This window comes from Bartonella sp. AA56HLJMS (assembly GCF_042197145.1).
GTDB lineage: Bacteria > Pseudomonadota > Alphaproteobacteria > Rhizobiales > Rhizobiaceae > Bartonella.
This window is the reverse complement of sequence record NZ_JBHIRL010000011.1, coordinates 1-21,236: the sequence shown is the minus strand read 5'-3', so window position 1 is coordinate 21,236 and position 21,236 is coordinate 1. Positions and strand designations below refer to the sequence as shown.

Annotated in this window: 21 protein-coding genes, 1 tRNA gene and 2 pseudogenes; 16 read left to right on the top strand and 8 right to left on the bottom strand. The window is 41.6% G+C overall.

Translation table 11 applies throughout. The annotated features are described in order from the left end of the window. Positions 1 to 2,294: 2,294 nt before the first annotated feature. The gene (locus ACFINI_RS06695) at positions 2,295 to 2,864 is read right to left on the bottom strand and encodes a hypothetical protein (RefSeq protein ID WP_375621509.1); all 570 of its coding nucleotides are present in this window, start codon (positions 2,862 to 2,864) and stop codon (positions 2,295 to 2,297) included. A 238-nt stretch (positions 2,865 to 3,102) separates the two neighbouring features. On the opposite strand from ACFINI_RS06695, the gene ACFINI_RS06690 reads away from it, so the two are divergent. From ACFINI_RS06690 to ACFINI_RS06670, 5 genes are all read left to right on the top strand, one after another. After that, positions 3,103 to 3,510 (top strand): hypothetical protein, encoded by a 408-nt coding sequence (locus tag ACFINI_RS06690; protein WP_375647026.1) that lies wholly within the window; start codon positions 3,103 to 3,105, stop codon positions 3,508 to 3,510. Positions 3,511 to 3,525: 15 nt separating this feature from the next. Then, the gene (locus ACFINI_RS06685; protein ID WP_375647021.1) at positions 3,526 to 4,158 is read left to right on the top strand and encodes a hypothetical protein; all 633 of its coding nucleotides are present in this window, start codon (positions 3,526 to 3,528) and stop codon (positions 4,156 to 4,158) included. A 56-nt stretch (positions 4,159 to 4,214) separates the two neighbouring features. Continuing rightward, the gene (locus tag ACFINI_RS06680) at positions 4,215 to 4,538 is read left to right on the top strand and encodes a hypothetical protein (RefSeq protein WP_375647017.1); all 324 of its coding nucleotides are present in this window, start codon (positions 4,215 to 4,217) and stop codon (positions 4,536 to 4,538) included. A 318-nt stretch (positions 4,539 to 4,856) separates the two neighbouring features. Next, positions 4,857 to 5,540, top strand: a complete 684-nt coding sequence (locus ACFINI_RS06675; RefSeq protein WP_375647013.1) for a hypothetical protein — start codon at positions 4,857 to 4,859, stop codon at positions 5,538 to 5,540. Positions 5,541 to 5,633: 93 nt separating this feature from the next. Beyond that, the gene (locus ACFINI_RS06670) at positions 5,634 to 6,161 is read left to right on the top strand and encodes a hypothetical protein (RefSeq protein ID WP_375647009.1); all 528 of its coding nucleotides are present in this window, start codon (positions 5,634 to 5,636) and stop codon (positions 6,159 to 6,161) included. Here ACFINI_RS06670 and ACFINI_RS06665 read toward each other — a convergent pair. Next, a pseudogene (locus ACFINI_RS06665) lies at positions 6,155 to 8,671 on the bottom strand (toprim domain-containing protein); the annotation flags it as partial. The gene ACFINI_RS06670 and the pseudogene ACFINI_RS06665 sit on opposite strands and share 7 nt — an antisense overlap. A gap of 110 nt (positions 8,672 to 8,781) precedes the next feature. Here ACFINI_RS06665 and ACFINI_RS06660 point away from each other — a divergent pair. Next, complete coding sequence (locus tag ACFINI_RS06660) at positions 8,782 to 9,120, top strand: hypothetical protein (protein ID WP_375647005.1); 339 nt, start codon at positions 8,782 to 8,784, stop codon at positions 9,118 to 9,120. 125 nt (positions 9,121 to 9,245) lie between these two features. Here ACFINI_RS06660 and ACFINI_RS06655 read toward each other — a convergent pair whose 3' ends face one another. After that, entirely contained in the window at positions 9,246 to 10,316 is a 1,071-nt protein-coding gene (locus ACFINI_RS06655; RefSeq protein ID WP_375647000.1) for a DUF1376 domain-containing protein, read from the bottom strand. A gap of 414 nt (positions 10,317 to 10,730) precedes the next feature. Between ACFINI_RS06655 and ACFINI_RS06650 the strand changes: the two genes are divergently transcribed. From ACFINI_RS06650 to ACFINI_RS06620, 7 genes are all read left to right on the top strand, one after another. Continuing rightward, positions 10,731 to 11,048, top strand: coding sequence for an XRE family transcriptional regulator (locus tag ACFINI_RS06650; protein ID WP_273790852.1), 318 nt, complete (start codon positions 10,731 to 10,733; stop codon positions 11,046 to 11,048). A gap of 312 nt (positions 11,049 to 11,360) precedes the next feature. Then, a complete protein-coding gene (locus tag ACFINI_RS06645) occupies positions 11,361 to 11,750 on the top strand; it encodes a hypothetical protein (protein WP_375621497.1) in 390 nt (129 codons plus the stop codon). A 261-nt stretch (positions 11,751 to 12,011) separates the two neighbouring features. After that, on the top strand, positions 12,012 to 12,188 hold the full coding sequence (locus ACFINI_RS06640; protein WP_375646995.1) for a hypothetical protein: 177 nt from the start codon (positions 12,012 to 12,014) through the stop codon (positions 12,186 to 12,188). A gap of 547 nt (positions 12,189 to 12,735) precedes the next feature. Continuing rightward, entirely contained in the window at positions 12,736 to 13,500 is a 765-nt protein-coding gene (locus ACFINI_RS06635) for a lambda exonuclease family protein (protein ID WP_375646990.1), read from the top strand. 112 nt (positions 13,501 to 13,612) lie between these two features. Further along, complete coding sequence (locus ACFINI_RS06630; RefSeq protein WP_375646988.1) at positions 13,613 to 13,936, top strand: hypothetical protein; 324 nt, start codon at positions 13,613 to 13,615, stop codon at positions 13,934 to 13,936. Positions 13,937 to 14,015: 79 nt separating this feature from the next. Then, positions 14,016 to 14,297 carry a hypothetical protein gene (locus tag ACFINI_RS06625; RefSeq protein ID WP_375638472.1) on the top strand — a complete coding sequence of 94 codons (282 nt, stop codon included), beginning with the start codon at positions 14,016 to 14,018 and terminating at the stop codon, positions 14,295 to 14,297. 114 nt (positions 14,298 to 14,411) lie between these two features. Next, the gene (locus ACFINI_RS06620) at positions 14,412 to 14,540 is read left to right on the top strand and encodes a hypothetical protein (RefSeq protein ID WP_375646984.1); all 129 of its coding nucleotides are present in this window, start codon (positions 14,412 to 14,414) and stop codon (positions 14,538 to 14,540) included. A gap of 415 nt (positions 14,541 to 14,955) precedes the next feature. On the opposite strand, the pseudogene ACFINI_RS06615 reads toward ACFINI_RS06620, so the two are convergent. The 4 genes and pseudogenes from ACFINI_RS06615 to ACFINI_RS06600 all read right to left on the bottom strand — a co-directional run. Continuing rightward, positions 14,956 to 15,195 (bottom strand): annotated as a pseudogene (locus ACFINI_RS06615) (DnaJ domain-containing protein); the annotation flags it as partial. Positions 15,196 to 15,423: 228 nt separating this feature from the next. Next, positions 15,424 to 15,936 (bottom strand): hypothetical protein, encoded by a 513-nt coding sequence (locus ACFINI_RS06610; RefSeq protein WP_375646980.1) that lies wholly within the window; start codon positions 15,934 to 15,936, stop codon positions 15,424 to 15,426. A 230-nt stretch (positions 15,937 to 16,166) separates the two neighbouring features. Further along, positions 16,167 to 16,700: a hypothetical protein gene (locus ACFINI_RS06605; RefSeq protein ID WP_375646975.1), complete on the bottom strand. Its 534-nt coding sequence runs from the start codon at positions 16,698 to 16,700 to the stop codon at positions 16,167 to 16,169. A 94-nt stretch (positions 16,701 to 16,794) separates the two neighbouring features. Beyond that, complete coding sequence (locus ACFINI_RS06600) at positions 16,795 to 17,529, bottom strand: hypothetical protein (protein ID WP_375646970.1); 735 nt, start codon at positions 17,527 to 17,529, stop codon at positions 16,795 to 16,797. 514 nt (positions 17,530 to 18,043) lie between these two features. On the opposite strand from ACFINI_RS06600, the gene ACFINI_RS06595 reads away from it, so the two are divergent. Beyond that, the gene (locus ACFINI_RS06595; RefSeq protein ID WP_375646966.1) at positions 18,044 to 18,232 is read left to right on the top strand and encodes a hypothetical protein; all 189 of its coding nucleotides are present in this window, start codon (positions 18,044 to 18,046) and stop codon (positions 18,230 to 18,232) included. A 1,158-nt stretch (positions 18,233 to 19,390) separates the two neighbouring features. On the opposite strand, the gene ACFINI_RS06590 is transcribed toward ACFINI_RS06595, so the two are convergent. Next, a tRNA-Thr gene (locus ACFINI_RS06590) sits at positions 19,391 to 19,465 on the bottom strand. Between the two features lie 176 nt (positions 19,466 to 19,641). On the opposite strand from ACFINI_RS06590, the gene ACFINI_RS06585 reads away from it, so the two are divergent. Together ACFINI_RS06585 and murA are read left to right on the top strand one after the other, a co-directional pair. Next, the gene (locus ACFINI_RS06585) at positions 19,642 to 19,788 is read left to right on the top strand and encodes a hypothetical protein (RefSeq protein ID WP_375617967.1); all 147 of its coding nucleotides are present in this window, start codon (positions 19,642 to 19,644) and stop codon (positions 19,786 to 19,788) included. Positions 19,789 to 19,964: 176 nt separating this feature from the next. Further along, positions 19,965 to 21,236 (top strand): UDP-N-acetylglucosamine 1-carboxyvinyltransferase (gene murA, locus ACFINI_RS06580; protein WP_375646963.1); only part of this gene is annotated, 1,272 nt, incomplete at its 3' end.

The following is a 21,236-nucleotide window of genomic DNA, read 5'->3' as shown; positions in this document are numbered from 1 at the left end:
AGTGCATCCTCTTATGGATTGGATACTGCCTTATGAGGGTTTGGCAGTTTCCGTTGAGGGGAAGGATGCACTCTTTTGAGGGCTAGAGTGCATCCTCTTATGGATTGGATACTGCCTTATGAGGGTTTGGCGGTATCCGTTGAGGGGAAGGATGCACTCTTTAAGGGCTGGAGTGCATCCTTTTCATGGATTGAATGTACTCTTTGGAGGCCAAAGTACATTCATAGGGAAAGGCATATTCCATAAGAAACAGAGATAACCAAAAGATTTGTTTTTATATTTTTATTGATAGGTTGCTGTATTTGCGAGGGCTATTCATTCTTTATTCTCAATATTTAAGATGATTATGTGATAAGGGTTGTTCGTCAATACAATCGTAAAAGACGCTGATGTATTTTTATAAAAATTGAGATATTTTTGTGCCTTTTTCTTGTTTTTTTTGTGTTTACACAAGATATGCACGGCTTTTCAACAGTTTGTTTTTTTAGCTTTGCTAAGGGCGATGGCGTTGGCTAAACACTTCAATTGTTTTAACTGCTTCAATACCGCCTTAAAAAACAGTGCTTTATAATATGACAAAATAAGTTGTATAACTTTTGATTCTTACGCGATGCTAGAAAAAGGGGAATGTTAGGAGAGATGTTGTCTATATTCTTAGTTTATCTCTTAAGTTAGGAAGATTAACATACTTTCCGAATCTATTTTTTATTCGGTTTAACGGTTAAAGAGCAATATCTGAATGGAATCACACTTGTCTCATGTTTTTATTCTCACGCTTTAGATTTTTTCTCATAGGGATTTTGTTTTTAATGGGGGATTTTGTTTTTTAATGGGAGTTTACGCGACTCACATAAAACAGAATGTTCTAAATAGAATATATTTGTGTTGCACATTTACCTACTTGTTTAAAAAACATTATGTGATCTTATTATCACAATTATATTGGTGATTGGGGATATTGGTAAATCTGATAATGGAGAAATCTCTTGTGAAGTGGATAAGCCTTTCTTTAAATTCTCATAAGGAAAAGCCAGCACATTATCATACTATTCGCGCCTCATATGATGACAGCCTTTGGCTCTTGAGCGTGTTCATAAGAGGCATTTTGATTCTTTATCTTTGAAATCTTTGAAGTGCGTTATTTCATATGTCTCTCATGTTTGTAATGTGGAAAAGACAAGGTGTTGATTGATGCAACATGAAATAAATTTAAAATGAGAGAATCCCTATGATATCTGCGTCTCTTAATTTTATATGGATAACGGGTTTTAATATGGATAACGGGATATGATGATTATAAATCAATATGTTGTCGTGATACATCAACCTGTTGGGGGGCGATAAAGAAAGTTATCCAATAGTTAAGTCATTCTGTTATGCCGTAAAACACGGTCATTTGAGGTTTGGTGATATGAAGCAAGCTTCCTTGGATATGTTTTAAGTGTTTTTTTAAGGGCGTGGTGAATCTTTAAGACAGAGCAAGATTCTGTTGCGCCTTGAGTTTAGCGGAAAAACCTGAATAGAAGCCAAGAGGGAATGGCAAACCAAGAGGGAAGTGTATCCAAGCTGTTTGTAAATCAGATTGAGTTAAGAATCTTTGTTCTTTAAGAATGGAACGCAAGTCAATTTGACAAAAGAATGATCTATTTTGCGGGTAAACCTTATGGAGGAATTATCACAAAGCTCATAAGGAAGTGATTTAAGACAATACAGTTATAAAAAGTACAGTTATAAAAAAAAGTCCTCCGTCGCAATCAGAGGACCAAAAAGTAGGAGAATTTTAACATTGACTCGCAGGACGTGTCAAAAAAGAATAAATTTAAAAGGCCGTACTAAATACAAAAAAATCATACTTAAAGAACCTACCATATTATACTTAGCAGAGAATTGAAAAAATAGCAATATAAAAAATACTTTTTACAAAAAATTTTGTCATTTTGCATTAAAACGTAATACTTTTTTCAATTGAATATTTGTTTTAAGACTCGATATTAATTAAACTATATTTAAAAATATTATGATACATGCAAGCATCTTGATAATATTCTTCAATCAAAAACGAATTAAGAGCCCCTCATGATTATAGGACTGATATGGGGGAAGGCTTTTTGTTTTTAAGAGTGTGGGGTGTATCTTAATTATGTGTGGGGGTGAAGTATTGTCCTTTTGGGTGTGGGGGGCAAGGTAATGGAAATAGGGGCGAGAGCTGCTCAATGGTTGAGCCCGTGTGGGGGAGGTTTCTTTAGAGGGGGCGGGGCAACATGGGAGGCCGCTTAAAATGGCGAGGAGGGGGATTATTCAAAATGTTTATGGTTTGCATATCCCCAATGAAATGCGAGCAAGTCTAAACAATCTCGTAAATGATCGGCAAGGGAGTTTTGTTTGCGTTTTGAAGAACTTAATTCTTTTATCGCTTGTCCATGGCCGATAACGCGTTCAAGCAGTGAATAGCCAAGAATACCCAGTTGAACTTTGATTGTTCTTAAATGATTGGAGGCTTCTATTTGACGTTCAATAGGGTGTGTGTACCCTTGGCTACAGGAAACCTTTTCACGGGTGTAGTCAAGGCTCATGTGGAGATCGGCTTGGCTTTGACGCCAGTAAAAATAAAAACGTTCTGCCGCTTTATATTGGGCTTTGCTGAGATGTCCTTTCGCATATAAAAGTGCAATGGGATGGCTTTGTGCATTGGCAATGGCATTGATGGTGCGCGGGTTGCTGGAACTTTCTCGATGATTGGGTTTAAAATAAGGATTACGCGTTTCAACAGGGATTTCTTGCGTCTTTAAATGACCAATGTGCTTTTCTTGATTTTGATGATCAAGCGGGCAGGTTTGCATATTTTTTTTCTGCTTATGGGTCATAGCATCTCCTTAAAAATTTTAATTTTGCTTCTCGTTTTTAAAAAATGTTGCTTGCTCTAGGCAAAAGAGGGGGATGAGAGGAAGACATGTGTTGGAGTGTGCCGTGTGGGTATGCGCTCTTGGGGGTGACTTGGACTGTTGCGCTTGTGTGTGGGAAGCCCCATGGATTTGGTTCTTGAAAAGAGGGGTGTTTTGTCGCATGGTGGATTTTCCTTGAATGACTTGATGGGGGAATGGCATGATGTTGCGCGGGCTTTTGTCTTTGAAGGGATTGGTGTTTAGCTGTATTGTAGCCTATGTCTCTGTGGCTGTTTATGTGGAAATGAAGGCGTTGGGGATGACGTGGGGCGTATTTTTACGAGCTATGGCGTTTTATGGCATTCCCAGTATTTTCCTTATGTTGGGTTATGAAGTAATGCAGCGGCGGGGTATAACGAAGGGTTTGTTCCTCAAGATGGTGTTGTTGAGCTTCATTTTGGCTGCTGTCTCTGATTTTGTTTATAAGCAAGCTGAGCATTTTGGTTTGGCTCAGGTGTGGTTTTCAAACAAGTGGGTGTTTTATGTCCTTTTGGGCTTTGTCCTTGCTCTTATTTATAGAGGGGCAAGGCGTCTTGGGTTTAGGATTTCATTCTTTGAAAAGGATTGATCTTTTGCTGCATTTTTGGCATGGTCTCTGATTTTTATTGATGAAGGAGCGGGGCGTATGGTGGTTGCGCGGGACATGTTTTTAAAGGGGCTGGCGTTTTGCGGCGTTGTTGGCATGGTCCTTGGTTTTGCTTATGAAGATGCGGGGCGACCGGCTATTACGTGGGAGGTGTTTTGGCAGGGGGTGGAGCTTTCTTGCATTGCTGGAGCTGTCCTTTGTTTTATTGTTGTGGGAGCAAACAGTAGGACTGTATCGTGGGGCGTGTTTTTCAAGGCTGTGGTGTTTTGCGCCATTGCTGTAGTGGTTCTTGGCTTTGCTTATAAGGGAGTAAAGCGTTTTGATATATCATGGGAATTTTTAGTGATAGGAGCGGTGTTTGTTGCATTGCTGGACCTGTCCTTGGTTTTGCTTATGAGGGTGCGGGGTAAGGGGATAGCGCGTGGGGTGTTTTTTTTGAGGTTTCTGCTGCTTGGCGGCGTTGTTGGAGCTGTTGTTGGGTTGGCGCATGTGGGCGCTAAGCATATGGGGGTTCGCTGGTTTGTGATCTCGAACAATGGGGTGTTTGCGGGCACTATTGGACTTGTTCCTTTTTTTGCTCTGGAGGGGGTACGGTGTATGCGTGTACTGTTGGGGTGCTTAAAAAAATGAACATTTTTCTTTCCCACGGGCGTGGTCTTTGATGTTCTTTCTGTGAGGGGTATTTGATGTCGAACGATTTGATGTTTTGGCAGTGGTTGGGGTTTTTCTGCTTTGTTGCTCTTGTCTTTGTTTCTATTTATGCGGCAATGAGGTCTTTCGGGTTTACAAGGAAGGCTTTTTTAAAAAATTTGGCGTTGAGCTTCATTATTATCGCTGTCTCTAAGTTTGTTTATGCGCAAGCTGAGCATCTTGGTTTGGCTTGGTTGTGGTTTTCAAAAAAGTGGGTCTTTGACATTCTTTTTGGCGTTGTCTTTGGTCTTATCCTTGGGCTTATTTGTCTAGGGGCAAAGCGTCTTGGGTTTAGGCTTTCATTCTTTGTAAAGGATTGATCTTTTGCTGCATTTTGGGCATGGTCTTTGGTTTTGCTTATGAGGGTGCGGGGTGTATGGTGGTTGCATGGGACATGTTTTTTAAGGGGCTGGTGTTTGGTGGCGTTGTTGGATTGGCGTATAACGGAGCCAAGCATATGGGGGGCACTGGTTTTTGATCTTTAACAATGGGGTGTTTGTGAGCAGTGTTGGATTCGTTCCTTTGTTTGTTTTGGAAGGGGTACGGTGTGTGCGTGTACTGTTGGGGGGCTTAAAAAAATGAGCATTTTTCTTTCCCACGGGCGTGGTCTTTGATGTTCTTTCTGTGAGGGGTATTTGATGTCGAACAATGTGATGTTTTGGCTGTTGTCTTGGTTTTTCTGCTTTTTTGCTCTGGCCTTGATTTTTATTTATAAGGGAGCAAAGCGTCGCTCTGTTACAGGGTGGATGTTTTGGAGATGGGTGGTGCTTTATGGCGTTGTTGCCACCTACCTTGGTTTTGTTTATGTGGGCGTGGGCAGGCGCGCTGTTGATGGGGAGCTGCTCTTAAAGGGGGCGGTGTTTTCTTGCATTTTTGCAACTGTCCTTGGTTTGGTGCATCTGGGCGTCAAGAGTATGCCTGTTGCTTGGCAAGTGTTCTTAAAGGCAGTTATGTTTTGTTGCATGATGGGCTTTATCCTGTGGTTTGCTGCTGTGGGCGTCAGGGATATGGATAGCATAAGGGCGGTATTCTTAAAGGTTTTGCTCTTGTCTTTATTGTTAAAAGTGCTCTTGGGGTTCTTTATACGCGAGCAAAGTGATACGGTGCTACAGAGGTCGTTGCGTGCTTTGAATTTTGTGCTGTTTTGCTGCATTTTGGCACCAATTCTTTTTTTTACTCGTCTGGGAGCAGAGAATCTAGGGTTGAGCTGGCTTTGGTTCTCGAATGAGAGGGTGTTGCCCTTTATTGTTGGATTTTTTTCTCCTTTGATTTATCAGGGTGTAAGGCGTGCACGTGTTTTAGGGGCTTGGTTCTTAAAGTAGGGTGTGTTTTTCTTTTTCATGGGTGTGATCTTTAATGGGCTTGCTGTGAGGGGTATGTGATGTCGAACGATTTGTTTTTTTTTGCTGTTGTTGGTGTTTTCCTACCTTTTTATTGTTGTCGTTATTGGTACTTATAAGGTTTCCAAGCGCTTCGATATTCCGTGGTGGCGGGCGGCGTTTTATTGTATTTGTGGTGTTTCCCTCTTTTTGAAGGAAGTGCTGTTTTATTGCATTTTAGGAGTCGTCCTTTTTTTAGCTCTTTGGGGGATGGAGAGTATGGACATACCATGGGGACTTCTGTCCTTGATGGGGATCGTGTTTGCTGCACTGTTGGAGTGGTTCTTGATTTTGCATATGAGGGGGCGGCGAGATGGGGTGGTGACGCGTTGTTTGTGGTTATTGAAGGGGGTGGTGTTTTGCGCCGTTGTTGGAGCGACCTTTTTTTGTTTGCGTTTGGGAGCAGAGAATCTAGGGTTGGGCTGGCTTTGGTTCGCGAAGGATTGGGTGTTTTTCATCATTTGTGGATTGATCCTTCCTGTTGTTTCTGTGGGAGCAAGACGTGCGCGTTTGAAAGCGGAGGCGTTTTTAAAGAGAGTGGGGTTTATGGGGCATTACAGATAACGTCGAGGGAATGATTGTTCAAAAGAACAGCGATAGCGATAAGTTTGGGGATCAAACCAAAGCCCTATTTTGCCTTCAAAATCACCAGAACGTTGTTTGGCAATATTCATAATGACACCTGGGCGTTTGGCTAAATCTGCTTTTTCTTGTGCGAGAGAGGCGGCAAAGATTTTATCTTCCAACGGTCGATTGCGCCAAATGGTGATGATGTTAAAGGCATTGGCGCCAATCTCTGAGGCGCCTTTAATGTCTTCTGTGCTGGGGATATCTTTATCCAGACCGCCTTTGCGGGCATGGGCGACAAGGTGGATGTGCACACTGTTTAAAACAGCCCAATCAACCATTTTATAAACGGCTTGTTCTTGTCTTGCATAATCATCAGAGGCAATGCCAAGCCGCATCAAACTGTCGATGATAAATTGATCGCAGCCATAGCGCGCACGACAATAGTCAAAGACTTCAAGCAAGGTGTCAACGCTTGATTTGCCAACATGTTCATAAAGAATAAGCCCTTCGTCTAAAAAATGAAGAATCCGTTCAATCGTCTCTTTTGTAGGCTGTTCTAAGCCGCCCGTTTGTTTGGTTAAACGGCGAAGCGATTGTTCTCCTTTCATTTCTAGAGACGCTAAGCAAAGGCGACTCTTTTGTGCAATCCAATGGGGAATACAATCTGATAATAATTGGCTTTTACCTGCACCACTCGCACCGCTCCAGAGCGTTAATTCTGCTGGGCGGAAATGCAATTTGTCCTTCAGTTTAGGATAGGGAACCGTATAACCAAGATGTTTTTCAGGCTCTGGCCAAAAAAGCCCAATCACTTGATCTTTATAGTCTGAGGCGCGCCGTAAACCTTCTGGTGCAAAGCTTTGTGCTGAGGAAAAGGCGGCTTTTATGGTGGCTTTATCGATCCCTGCGGTTAAACAGTCATTGGCATCTTTAAGGGGTAAACGGACACGGTAGCAACGGTGGCGTCCAAGCCTGCTGGCAATCTCACGGGCTGCTTCTTCTCCGGGCGGATCCATATCGGTGGCTAAAAAAATCGTTTCAAAAGATTCTAAATGATCAAATTCATTTTCAATCCAGTTGTGTTTTCCTCCACTGCCTCCTCCAAAGGGAACAGAAACCGCCGGATATCCATAGGCGGCTAAGGATAGCGCATCAATTTCTCCTTCAGTGATAACAATGGTACGGTTTGTTGAAGAAAGAATGGGAAATGGCGCCTGTTGGGGGGTGTGTGTGGGTGCCTGTTGGTGTGTGTGTGTGGAGGTGGGGTTGGTTGAGGCGGTGTTTTGGGGCGCCTGTGTGGAGGCGTGGTTGGTTGAGGCGGTGTTTTGGGATGCCTGCGTGGAGGTGGGGTTGATTGAGGGTACCTGCTGAGGTGTGTTTTGGGGTGCCTGCTGGGGCGCCTGCGTGGAGGGGTGGTTGGTTGAGGTGGTGTTTTGGGATGCCTGCGTGGAGGGGTGGTTGGTTGAGGTGGTGTTTTGGGATGCCTGCGTGGAGGCGTGGTTGGTTGAGGTGGTGTTTTGGGGCGCTTGTGTGGAGGTGGGGTTGATTGAGGCGGTGTTTTGGGGCGCTTGTGTGGAGGTGGGGTTGATTGAGGCGGTGTTTTGGGGTGCCTTTGTGGAGGTGGGGTTGGTTGAGGGTACCTGCTGAGGTGTGTGTTGGAATGCTTGCTGGGGCGCCTGCGTGGAGGGGTGGTTGGTTGAGGGTACCTGCTGAGGTGTGTGTTGGGGTGCCTGCTGGGGCGCCTGTGTGGAGGCGTGGTTGGTTGAGGCGGTGTTTTGGGGCGCTTGTGTGGAGGTGGGGTTGGTTGTGGCGGTGTTTTGGGGTGCCTGTGTAGAGGTGAGGTTGGTTGAGGGTACCTGCTGAGGTGTGTGTTGGAATGCTTGCTGAGGTGCCTGTTGGAGCGCCTGCGTGGAGGTGTGGTTTGTGGGGTAAAGAGCTTGCCAACCAAATAAAATCGGTTCACATTGGGAGGCTGTTGGTTTGGTTTTTGCTCCCGTTTGCGCAAGCCGTTCTTTGACTAAAGCAAGGGTGCCGTCGGGTTTATAAAAGGGGAAAATGATTTTTTTGCCATTTTCTCCTATGCGGTAACGCTTTATAATTTCTAGAGGAATGCGGCGTTCTTCGTGGAGATAGGTTTTTACAAGATTCTGGGGGCTCTGCTCTGTAGGGACCGGTGGACGGCGATAGGAACGATGGGGCGCCATAAAGGGTTTGGGGCGTGTCAGATTGAGAGTCGCGCGTGCTTCTTCTAAGGCTTGAGAGAGGCTAATGCCTTTGACTTCACACCAAAGGTCTAAAAGATCTCCTCCAGTGCCTTCTGCAAAATCATACCAAAGTCCTGCTTTACTACCACTCAAGCAAATCGATAAACTTTGACCTGTCTCTCCACGTGTGTTGCCTACAATCCAATTGTTGCCTCGTTTGTGCCCTTGGGGAAGAAGCATTTCTGCTATTCTATCTGCTTGTGAAATAAGTTTTTGTTTGATTTCAAAAATTGTGCTCATGGTCATTCGTGATATTATTTTCGTTTTTCTCAAGATGTGAGAAGTGAGGACTCTGTTTTTGCTGTTCTCACCGTTTGATCTGATCGTAAAGTCTCGTGGTGCTATGGGGCTTGCCAGTTTACTTGAGAGCTTCTTTGCCGCTCTTTTCTTGCCAATGGTCGCGAAACTTCTTGGCTTGCCAATGGGCTTGGCTCTCACTCAAGCCTTCTGAAATGGCTGTGTTAATGTTTGTTTGCCAAGAGCATGGGAAGTGGCGCCTTGGGAAAAGGAGGAAGGCGGAAAGGAGGAAGGGGGTGCAAGAAGGGCGGGGAGGATATGCCTGTGAGGGGGTGGTGCATGCTGGAGTCCTGTTGGGGTGTGTATTGGGGTGTATGTTGGGGTCCTTGCGTGGGGAAAACGCTTTTGTGATGAGAGAAAAATGGTCGATGTTGACTCGTTTTACGGTGTGAAGAGCTTATTTCATTGTTGTTTTGCCGCCTTTTGTTTTGTTCTGTGTTGTTTTGTCCGATGCTGTTGTGGTGTTGAAGCATTTTTGTCCCCGCGCTTGCTTGAAAAATACGTTGTTTGTGTGATGTCAAAAATTGTCGCTATAGTTGATCAAACTGCGGTAAAGCGTGTCATTGTTCTCAGAGGTAAAAGATGAGGAGCTCCTTTGTTTTTGCTGTTCTTGCCGTTCGATCTCACGGCGAAACCAGTTGCGCCATGTGGCTTGCCAGTCTACTTTGAGAGCTTCTTTGCCGCCTTTGGCTTGCCAATAGTCGCGAAACTTCTTTTCTTGCCAATGGGCTTGGCTTTCACTCAAGCCTTCTGAAACTGCCGCCTTGATGTCTGCTTGCCAATGCTCAGGAAGACGATGCCCTTTGGCAACTGAGGTTGTGGTTTTTTTGTTGGAAGAAGGAGGGATGGAGGCAGGAAGATTGCTGGGGGGAAGAGTGGTGGCGGATTTTGTTTTTTCCCCCGTGACAATTTGCGCGATAGGGGCGGGAGTGAACTCGTCTTGGGGAGCAGTTAAAGGGGAGGCGTTTTTTTGCTCCGCTTCTGCTTGGGCAGGCAAAGGGAGAGGTGAATCAAGAGCCGGTGAGGGGGATGGATGATCGCTTTGTTCAAAGTTCTCTTCGAAGGAAAAACAAGGTTCTGTCTCATCAAACAAAATTTTCTTTTCTAAAACACCGTAAGGTGTTTCCTTTTCTTCTGCCTTTTGAGCTTTTGAGTTTTGTGCAACATCTTTTGGACTTTCGTTAAGCAGTTGTTGCATCTCTGCATTGATTTTCTTGCGTTTTTTTGCCGAAGAACGACCCGCAAAGGATTTTTGTTCAAGCAATTTTTCACGCTCTTGAAAAACATTTTCGCAACGCTTGTTCCATAATCCATTGGCTAAATTTAAAATCTTACCCTCTTGGATGAGCATCTCTAAAACATTAACAAAAGTTCGCTTGTCACAACCACAAAGACGCGCTAAACGTTCTTTCGATATTTCTAAAGGTCGGCCACGGGCATACATTTCATTGAGAAGAATCGTATAGATTCCAATTTCGTGTGCGCGCATCCCACGTACACCTCCTAGAAAGTCATTTTGATACCAACAAACATATGGAAGCCTAGACGATTCATAATGAGGAGTTTCTTGTTGATTAGCGTGTTTCATACTGCAATCTACTTTCTTCTTTTTTATACATTTTTATTGATGATAAAAGCTCAAATAAGGATTTAACTTGTGTTGCTTTTGGCTCTGTTCGATGATGACTAGAGGCTTCTTTACGATGCTTATAAATGATTGGCTGTGCTTGAAGCGCATGCAAACTTACGATTTAAGATTGCGGTGATGGAAAAAATAAAGAATACCACACATTCTCAACGTACTTGCTTTTGGGCAGAAGCTTTGGAGGTGGTCTTTTATATCCGGTAGGGTGGTTAAAGTGTTTTTATGATCTAAAAATAAAAAAATTTCCCCCTAAAAGTAAAATTTGTTTCCTTAATTTTATCCTTTTTAGAGGATAATGCAAGCCCGTTTTATAAAAAGGACGTGTTTTTTTAAAAAGACGCGCTATATGGTGAAATTATGAATATCGATGGTTGGCGTCAAAGATTAAGAATCGCTTTGGAAAAAAGTGGGCGGTCAAAAAGATCTATCTCCCTCGCTGCCGGTAAAGGCGCGGGGTACCTTCATTCTATTCTTTCTGAAGGAAAAGAACCAACAATCGAATCTCTCTCGCGAATTTGTCACGAAATTAATATCAGTATGAATTATATTCTTTACGGGAAAGGGGCTAGCCCTGAAGATAAAGAATTTATAGAGCTTATTTCGAAACTCTCTCCGCAAGAGAGACAGGCGATTTTGACTCTTTTGCGGCGACCAATTGACGAAGCTTCAAAATAACTTCCTTCTGTGCTTTTGAGTCAAGGCGACTCCAGTGTTTTATTAATATTATGTCACTCATTTTATCTCTCCTGTGTGTTTATAATTGCAATTTTGTAAGAACAAATAGAGAACAACAAAGGGGCATGAGAGGAACAAAGAATAATAGATTTTTCTTTACATATGTCATTTGAACCCCGTAGATATTTAAAATATATCTTTTATGAAGGATAAAATGGTTGACATCTCTCCTATAGAGGATATAAGACTAACGCTATATTTAGTCTTGTCAAGACAAGGCTATGCTTTATCAACTATCTAAAGGGGGAAATCATGAAAAATATTTCATTCGTTAAAGAGGATGAAATCATTGTCGTTTTATGCGAAGAGGAAAATCCTTGTACTTATGAAGGACCAATCGACGAAATCGAAGAAGTGCTCGAACTGATTGAAGAATGTGAAACTGTTTATAGAGTTTTACGACTCGATCTGACAACTTCTCATGCTGAAGATGTTACGGAACAAATCGCTGATTTTTATGTCGAAAATCATGAAATAAATGAAGAAAATACACAATTGCAGCCCTTCATTTTGAATAGTGAAGCTTATCATGCTTGTTTAAATGAAAGAGCGGCTTGCGATTATGAAGATAATCTCTATGGCTCTTATGAAAAACAGCATCGTTTACGCCCATGTGATGTCTTGACAGATTATTGGTGGTAAACATGCCAAGTTATCTCAAGAGTTCTTATCAAGGGTTTCCACTTTATTATGCTGGCAACACGCGAAATTTAATCAGACTCGAACCACAAAAACACAACGCTATACATTTTATATCGCAAGAGGTGGCTCAGTCTATGGCAAAAAAATTGGAGGAAGAATATTGCCGCCATGATTTTTTCGTCGTGCAGTAGCAGGGTTGAAAAAAGAATCCGCAATGATGGGCCCAAGTGCTTTTTCATTGCGGTGACAATGGTGCACGTTATGCTTTCGTTCTTGGGGGGGGGGACGACTTGGGGGTGGGGAGCTTGGGAGGAGGAGCTTTGCGGGGATTTTCTTAGCCGATATGGGAAAGGGGGGTATGAAGAAAAGAGCCCTATATATGGGGAATTGCGGGCGCTTGTGTGGGGGAAGTTGCCGGCTGGTTCATTGGGGGGGTAAGGCAATGAAGGGGCAGCGGGTTATTCAGTGGGGTTGGAGTGACACGGAAAGCATGCTGGAGAACAAAAATGAAGGCTTAGGGGGAAGGAGTAGAGTGTTGGAGGAGGGGGAAAAGTAGAGGGCTTGGAGCGCAGGGAGTGCAAAGAGCTTGGATATGAATGTGAAAGCATGTTGGGAAATGAGGGAAGGTGTTTGAGAGGGAAGAAGAGGAAGGCGCTATGGGAGCGCGGTTCTGACCGTTTTTGTATTGAGCCTTAGGGGGCAATGATGGGCGAGAGGTTTTTTTATCGGGGAGAAAATATCACGCGTTATGCTTTCGTCTAGGGAGGGTGCCGCTTGGGAGGGGCTTAGCTGATATGGAAAAGGAGGGGATGAGAAACTTGTGGGGAGGGGGATGTTGAGGGGGCGTTTCCAAAAGCTTTTGTGATTTCAGCAGCACAATATTTAAGGATGCTGTCATTCTTAGTGGGGAATGCATCTTAAAAGATATGAATGTTTCAAAGAGAATATGTTGCAAAAAAGCACCTTAAAGAAGGGGAGAAATACTATGCCAATCATTATCGATTGTATTCAAGGAACAGAAGAATGGCAGCAAGCGCGTAATGGTTTGATTACGGCTTCGTTGTTTGAGATGGTTATGGCACGAACAAAACAAGGGCAAAAAACGTCACGCTATCAGAGTGTGATGATGAAATTGGCGGGAGAAAGAATTACAGGAAAAACTGTTGATGAAGGGGCAACACTTTCTATGCGACGTGGGACAGAATTAGAACCAATCGCACGACAGCTTTATGGGGAACTTACACATACAGAACCTGAATGTATTGGCTTTGTTTTGGCAGATGACCGCAGACAAGGATTTTCCCCCGATGCTTTTGTGGGAAAAAATGGCTTATTAGAAATTAAAACAAAAAAACCTGAAATTTTGATCCCTCATTTCATGCAAAAGAGCTTTCCAGCAGAACATAAAGCACAATGTCAAGGGGGATTATGGATTTCTCAACGCGAATGGGTGGATTTAATGCTCTATTGGCCGGATATGCCTCCTTTGATTAAACGGGCTTATCGTGATGAAGCATATATTTGCAAGCTTGAAAATGAAATTAGCCGTTTTAATGAGGCTTTGGAGAAGATGGTACAGCAAATTAAATCGGTTGAGACAGGTTTTCATATAAGAACAGAAATTGCTTTGAAGGAGGGAGAAAGCGGGGAGTTTGGAGCGCATGCAAGACGTATGCTGGAGGGCAAAACAAGAATGAGGCGGGCAAGAAAGGGATCTTGTGTAGCGTTGAGGAGAGGCAAAGTTCTATAAAAAGGAAAGAGCAGAGGGGGAAAAGAGCAAAGCATATGTTGGAAGAGGGTGCTAAATAAGGGGGCGCAAAGAGTGCAGGGAGCACAAAGAGCTTGGTCATGAATGTGAAAGCATGGTGGGAAAATGGGGAAAGAAAGGGTGCTTGGAGCGCATGCAAGGCGGCGCGGTATGCTGGAGGGGAAAACGAGAATGGGGAGTAAGGCTAAGTGTTCAGAGGTATGGAGGCTGTGATTTTGGGTGCTTTTGTGGTGAGTGTTGGGGGGGGGGAGCCGCAATGAAAGGGCTGAGTTGCTTTTTCATTGTGGTGACAATGGTGTACGTTATGCTTTCGTTCTTGGGGGGAGAGAGCTTTGCGGGGGCTTGGGGGATTTTCTTAGCCGATATGGAAAAGGGGGAGATACGCGGCTTTGGGAAGAGAAATGTTGGAGCGGGATGAGGAGGAAATAGTGGGGATGAAGGGGGCAGGTCGTTATCCTGTGACTTGGAGTGACACGAAAGCATGCTAGAGAACAAAAATGAGGTTTAGGGGGAAGGGAAGCAGCAGTGCAGACAGGTTCCAACCTATAAAAAGGCACGTTCAAGGAGGAAAAGAGCTGGTTTTTGTGTTGGAGGAGGGTGCAAGCAAAGAGCGCAAAGAGTGCAGGGAGCGCAAAGAGCTTGGTCATGAATGTGAAAGGCATGGTGGGAAAATGTGGGAAGAAAGGGTGCTTGGAGCGCATGCAAGGCGGCGCGGTATGCTGGAAGGGAAAACGAGAATGGGGAGTAAGGCCAAGTTGTTTAGAGATATGGTGGTGTGATTTTGGGTGCTTTTGTGGTGAGTACTGTGGGGGAGTGGCAATGATGGGCCAATTGCTTTTTCATTGCTGTGACAATGGTGTACGTTATGCTTTCGTTCTTGGGGGGAGAGAGCTTTGCGGGGGCTTGGGGGATTTTTTTTAGCCGATATGGGAAAAGGATGTAGGGGCATGAGAAAAAGTCTGTGTGGAGTCAAGTGGGCTTGTTGGGGAAAAGATTGGGGGGCAGGTTGTGGAAAAAAATAGAGGGGTGGAGGAAACGGGAGAATAAGAAAAGAACGGATAGAGACATTATAATCTTTATGTTTTTCTACACTACCTTGTTATAGAAAATCAAAAATTACCACACCTTGTGAATTCACTGCGGGACTGATCTTAAAGCTCTTCAAAAGCACTGATCAATAGATACTTCTCCATATAACTTTGATAAATGATATTAGTATGATCCCGAAGATAAATGCACCAATATTTACCAAATATCCTTTTATACTGATGAAAATTAATAACCCTATACTTATTATTCCTAGTGGTATATTCCACGTAAAAAACGAAATATAGGTATTATTCCACAAATAATGAAAATTACATTCATGATACTACCAATTACATGCTCGGTATTATCTTGTCGTCTGTTCTCTTGCTTTCTACTAATTTCAGAAGCCTTGTCATTATCTTTAAAAGTTTTATGATAGAACTGATTGTAAGCAGCTCTCTTTTGAGGATCTTTAAGAACTTCATAGGCTTCACAAATTTTTCTGAATTTTTGTTCTGCTTCGGTACTAGAATTATGATCAGGGTGGTATTGCAGAGCTAATTTACGAAAAGCAGATTTTATCTGTTTATCGTTGCATGCGTAGCTTACACCAAGAATTCCATAATAATCGTCTTCATTTACTATCATTAAATACAGCCACTTTGTGTATTGCTCTTATTTTATAAGATCGTTTAATTGATCTCTTTTGAATGTATCGACATGTGTTATTTTTATGTTAGAAATATGGTGAACATTGTATTGAGTGGCATGGCTGTACTTGGGGCTATTGTCTCTAAATGAGAGGAGATACAGTTCAAAACGCTTAAAAATGCAGGGTGTTTTTAATATTTTAGAAATATTTTTTACAAAAATAGATTAAAAGAGAGACGATAAATCAAATGTAAAAGGGACGGCAATAATAGCCAAGGTTGTCATTATTGTAAATAAACAGGCAGGAACCTTAAATCTAAAACGCCAAAGTAAACTTATGGGAACAGACATTATCGTTGTTATTACGAATGCTACGATAAACCATTGCAGGAATAAGTTCATTATATTAATTTCATTATTAAAATGATTTTGATTAAGACGATTTTGTTTTAGTTCTTCCTCTGAAACACAATCGATAATAGAAAAGCCATAATAAACAGGAAATTTTCCACCTAGACAAGCGCTAACAGAAAATTGTTCAAGCTCTAACCATTCTCTTTCGCGTTCTTTTTCTAATAGCTTCTTTTTTATTTTCTGTCTTATATATTCTTTTGAAATACAATTGATCGGAGAAGTACTTCCAACAAAAAGACCATCTGTTGTACATCCACTCGTTGTATGATGCGTAAATAAAACAGCGCTTATTACGATAGCGAAGAAAATAAAGTGTTTAAACATAAGGTATTTATTGTCGTTTGTTTCTGATGAGCTTTTATAAGTCATTTCTGTTAAATAAATCAATATGTGTTATTTTTGTGTTGGTAAAATACAACAAATTGTATGATAACGTTACTGTACTTTGGCACTCTGTATCTAAAGGTGGCGATAGATAGTTCAAAACGCTTGAAAATACAGGGGACCCTTTGAGAAGCACTTTTCATAAAGTTATGGAATGAATAGATCAAAGTTTATGGTAATTTTGTATATTCTATGATAACTTTGTATAAGATCTCAATTTCATGATCAAGTTTCTCAAGTTCTTTCTTGTTTTTAACTATACGCTCTTGATATGTCTCTATGTGTTTCATAAGGTTTGAGAGATCTGTATGCTTATGAGAGTGTTTTGCTTCATTCACATGTCGCATTGCATCTATTTCTAATTCTATAAGGGTGCACAGAGTATTAAATACATGATGTCGTTTTTTGATTATATTCTGCCATTTTTTTATTATATTGACATGTTTTTCATAGAGCGGTTGCGATAACTGCTGCTTGTTTTCCAAAAAAAATGTTTTTTCTATCCAGAGAATTTGGTAGAATTTTTCTTCCCACCAGCGACTTCCATTAACAAGGAAAATGCGGAAGAATCTCTCTCTTTCTGTAATTTCTTTTGAAGAGAACACTTCATTCGAATGAGTATATCCCTTTGAAGAATAAAAAAGATGCGTTGTTAAAAGAGCGATAATTAAGACGCTTCTCAATAAAGACTGTTTAATTAACATTGTTTTTTATACCCTCTTTGTGCCTGATTATAGTCATTGTGAGGGGGGCTTAATGGTTCTTTAGAAGTATTTTGAAAGGCATTTTATGATCCGTTTAAAGATTTTTTAAATACTGCTTCCATTTTTCAAAAGTGCTATATCTTACGGGCGGTTTTACATTTTCTTTGGGCATCATGGCAAGGTATACCTCTCTAGCCATAACGCACATTGTTGCTGTGTTTCTAAAACGAGTGAGTTCATTGCCTATTATGAGCAGCTCTGTCTGGAGAGTTTGTTCTTTTCGACTAATGCCATTAGGGGAATCCAAAAATTTTTCTGCGTACGCAAACATTGGATCATCAAAGTTTGTTTCAAACTTTGCTTTGAGGAAAATATTTTCTATATAATCCCAATTTTTCCTGTATTTCATCCCGTTAGCTTTAAAATCCTTCAGTCTTGTTGGTAAGTCGTTAAAGGTAAGTGTGGGCATCGTTTTATCACCTTGCCATAAATCAAAAAAACGTCCACAAAAAACAAGCAATATGTGATAATGTTTAAAAATATTGAATTCTGGAGGATTACTGGGCAATGTTATTAAATGCCTCCAAAATTGACTTTTGTCATGGGGTATGTCTACAGTCCATTCCATATACGCTTTTAAATATTCTACCTCTTTTTTTGCTTTTTCTAATTTCTGAGAATATGCTAAAGGAGTGTAATTTTCATGGACATATTTTTGGTAAAGCCTATCGTATTCAGCGAGATCGCTTACTTGAGTACAACCCAATAATATGAATACAGAAAAAAACGTTATAAATATTATGACGTACGTTCTGAATAGTAATTTCATCATTTTAACTTTTAATGATTATCATGAATATTTAATTGATTTCTGTTAAATAAATCAATATGTGTTATTTTTGTGTTGAAAATATACGTAAAAACGTATTTAATAAAAATGGTTATAATGATCATAATGTGTCTAAATAAAGGTGTGGTACTGGCTAAAACCCCGCATATGTGGGGTTTTAGCTTATTGGAGGAGGTATGACAGCAGAAAATATGCAGAATATATAAGGGGATCTGTAGCCAAAATGGTTGTCCTAGGGTGGGGAGAGTAGGCAATATCCAAAATACTCCAAATGAAATATACTTGTTGTTGTACATTCACGCACTTGTTTTAATAAAGATATCTCGCTCTAATTTTAATAAAGATATCTCGCTCTAAGCTCATTTCACAGCCATTTTATGCCGGCGTTCATAAATTTCATACTGGCGCCTGTGAATAATATCGTGAGGGGTATAACGGTCAAGCCCCGTAGATTATAAAGTCCGTAGATTATACTCCCCAGAGATTATAAACATTGCGCACCCTATTTTTACTTTATGAAAAAGTAAGTTGGTACTATTGGGGGGCCGTTGCCAAAATTGCGGCATGGGCTGTAGCTCTTGAGACGATTCATAATCTCGTTTACTGGGAGGCTTCTTACGAAGAGATATGCTTTTCTTGGAAAGTTTTACGCCATACGGATCTTTCTGCTTGTGAAGTGTAAGCGAAGAGGGGTGATTGATTTCAATAGAACAGAGGGAGAGAGCTTTTCGCTCTTGGGGCTCTTATGCAAGACGAATAACGCTATCCGTATCAATCAAAGTATTCGTATAAAAAAGATGCGTGTTGAAAGAGGGAGGCTTAGAGCACGTGGAAAACCATAGTGTATAAAATTGGTAATGAGGGATCTTCTTTGAAAAGGCAGGCTCTCAATTTTCTGCCATATGGGATGTCTAGTATATGGGGATGCCTGTCATATGAGATGTTTGTCATATGAGATGTTTGCCATATGGGAGCGTGGGGTGCTTAGTGAAAGCTTTATTGAGGGGGATTTTATCACTGTTTGGTTTTTGCTTTTGGTAAGGGGTGGGGAGAATGGGAAAGGCGTTGAGAGGAGGTTCTGGAAATGGCTCTGTTAGATTTGTTGTAAATGACGAATAGGATCGATGAAGCTTATTCTAATTTTTACAGGGAATACTTGTGTTGCTTGAGGTGGGTAGAGAGGCTAGAAAGATAAGATTATTCGTTTTGGGGCGGATAAAGGTATCAATGGGATGTATTTAAACAATGAGTTTATAATAATTCATTATTGAGATTTAATTTGAATTTCAATGAGAGCCCGAAATAGTGTGAGATGTTCTTATTTCAACCCTTCTTATTCAGACGCTCTTATATTGAATCAAGTAAAATCGTTTGTTTGCATATTACAAACAGGGTGAGCTTGTGGGGAAAAATATTCAAGAAATAAAATATTGAAAAAATAAAAATGCTTATATCGTCTCAAGTGCCAAGAGCTGTTGCAATAGTGAGGCTTGGTAAAGACAAGGATAGGGCAAATCTTACAGAAAGGAAAGAGGGGGGAGGCAAGGAAAGGGGAGGGAGGCAAGGGGAGGGAGGCAAGGGGAGGCAAGGGGGTGGGTGGGATATTCTTTGGGGGGCGGTCAATTTCAAAAGCCGTTCGTAAGGCATTTTAGAGATTAAGCGTGTCATTGAGTCCATTGATTTTGAAGCTACTGATTTTGAAGCTACTGATTTTGAGGCTATTGAAGCGCATGGTTTAAGGATGGAGGATTTGATGAAGCCGATGAAGGTTGGGGAAAAGATTTAGGCTTATAGGGAAGACTTATAAGGGCAAGAAGAGAGAGGCAAAAGAAGAATAAAATGGTGCTGCGAGAGAGGATTGAACTCTCGACCTCTCCCTTACCAAGGGAGTGCTCTACCACTGAGCTACCGCAGCCCTTTTCAATCTTTGCGCTGTCTTGTGCCATATTGTCAGAAAATAGGCAAGAGAACATTTGTATATTCTTGCAAGAAAACGTATCTTATGTCATGACATATGTTTCTTATATGCTTAAATATTTAAGGTTATGAGTTGCTTGGATAGAAGCTCAACACTGTTTAAAAGGTTGCGCAATGACACAAATGCATCAAAAACAAAATGAAATTAATCATCAAGATGAAAAAGCAAAACGACGTCAAGAAAGATTGGCACAACAATTGCGTCAAAACCTGAAACGTCGAAAAGAGCAAAGCCGAAAAAGAGCACAACCAGAACTCTAAAATGCAAAAAGCTCTAAAATGCAAAAAAATGTTTTTTAGTAAATTTTTGCAACCAAACTTCTCAATAATTTGTTCTCATAGTTAGAATGCGTTCTAAAACGATTAATAAAGCATAACTTCCCGAAGGGGGACAATCCTTTGGAAGGGCAGGCACAAAGGAAAAGAGGGAAAACACGATGGATTCTATTCAAATTGTTGGGGGAAAAAAACTTCAAGGAACAATTCCTATTTCTGGGGCAAAAAATGCTGCATTGCCTCTTATGATTGCGGCGCTGCTTACAGAAGAAACGCTCACTTTAGAAAATATTCCGCATCTGGCCGATGTTGAATTGCTTATTCGTATTCTCAATAATCATGGTGTTGGATATGCCGTTGATGGACAAGAGTTTAAAGATGAATGCGTGAATTCAAGAACAATTCATTTTACGGCGCAAAAAATAGCCACAACACGGGCACCATATGAACTGGTGAAAAAAATGCGTGCAAGCTTTTGGGTTATCGGACCACTGCTTGCACGATGCGCAGAGGCTTATGTTTCGCTTCCTGGAGGATGCGCTATTGGAACAAGACCTGTCGATTTTATCCTTGAGGGACTTAAAACTTTAGGCGCACAGATTACTATCGAAAATGGATATGTTCATGCAAAAGCGCTAAAGGGGTTAAAAGGTGCTCACTATCGTTTCCCTAAAGTCACTGTTGGTGGAACCCATGTGCTGCTGATGGCGGCGACAATGGCAAAGGGAACAACCACTCTTGAGAATGCGGCTTGTGAGCCAGAAGTGACAAACCTTATTCGAACCCTGAATGCTATGGGGGCTCAAATAACCGGTGAAGGAACAACAACGCTTACAATTGAAGGGGTTAAAAAACTCAACGGTGCTAGAGTACGCGTTATTGCTGATCGAATCGAAGCGGGAACATATGCAATGGCTGTTGCTATGACGGGAGGAGATGTCTTTCTTAAAAATGCAAATCCTAATCATCTCACAAAAGTGCTTAAGGTGCTCCAAAAAACAGGACTCGAGATTCAAATAGAACCTCAAGGAATTCATATTAAGCGAAATCCAAAGAACACCAAAATTATGCCCGTTGATATTAAAACAGGACCTTATCCTGCTTTTCCAACTGATCTCCAAGCGCAATTCATGGCGCTCATGACACGGGCTGAAGGAATCGCGCATATTACAGAGACGGTTTTCGAAAATCGTTTTATGCATGTTCAAGAACTCAATCGCTTAGGGGCACAGATAAAGCTTGATGGGCAGACGGCAACTGTCTATGGAACAGAGAATTTGCAAGGGGCTCCTGTCATGGCGACGGATTTGCGTGCTTCTGTTTCTCTTGTGATTGCAGCATTGGCAGCAAAGGGAGAAACAATCGTCAATCGTGTTTATCATCTTGATCGTGGATTTGAGAGATTAGAAGAAAAATTGGCTCGTTGTGGCGCA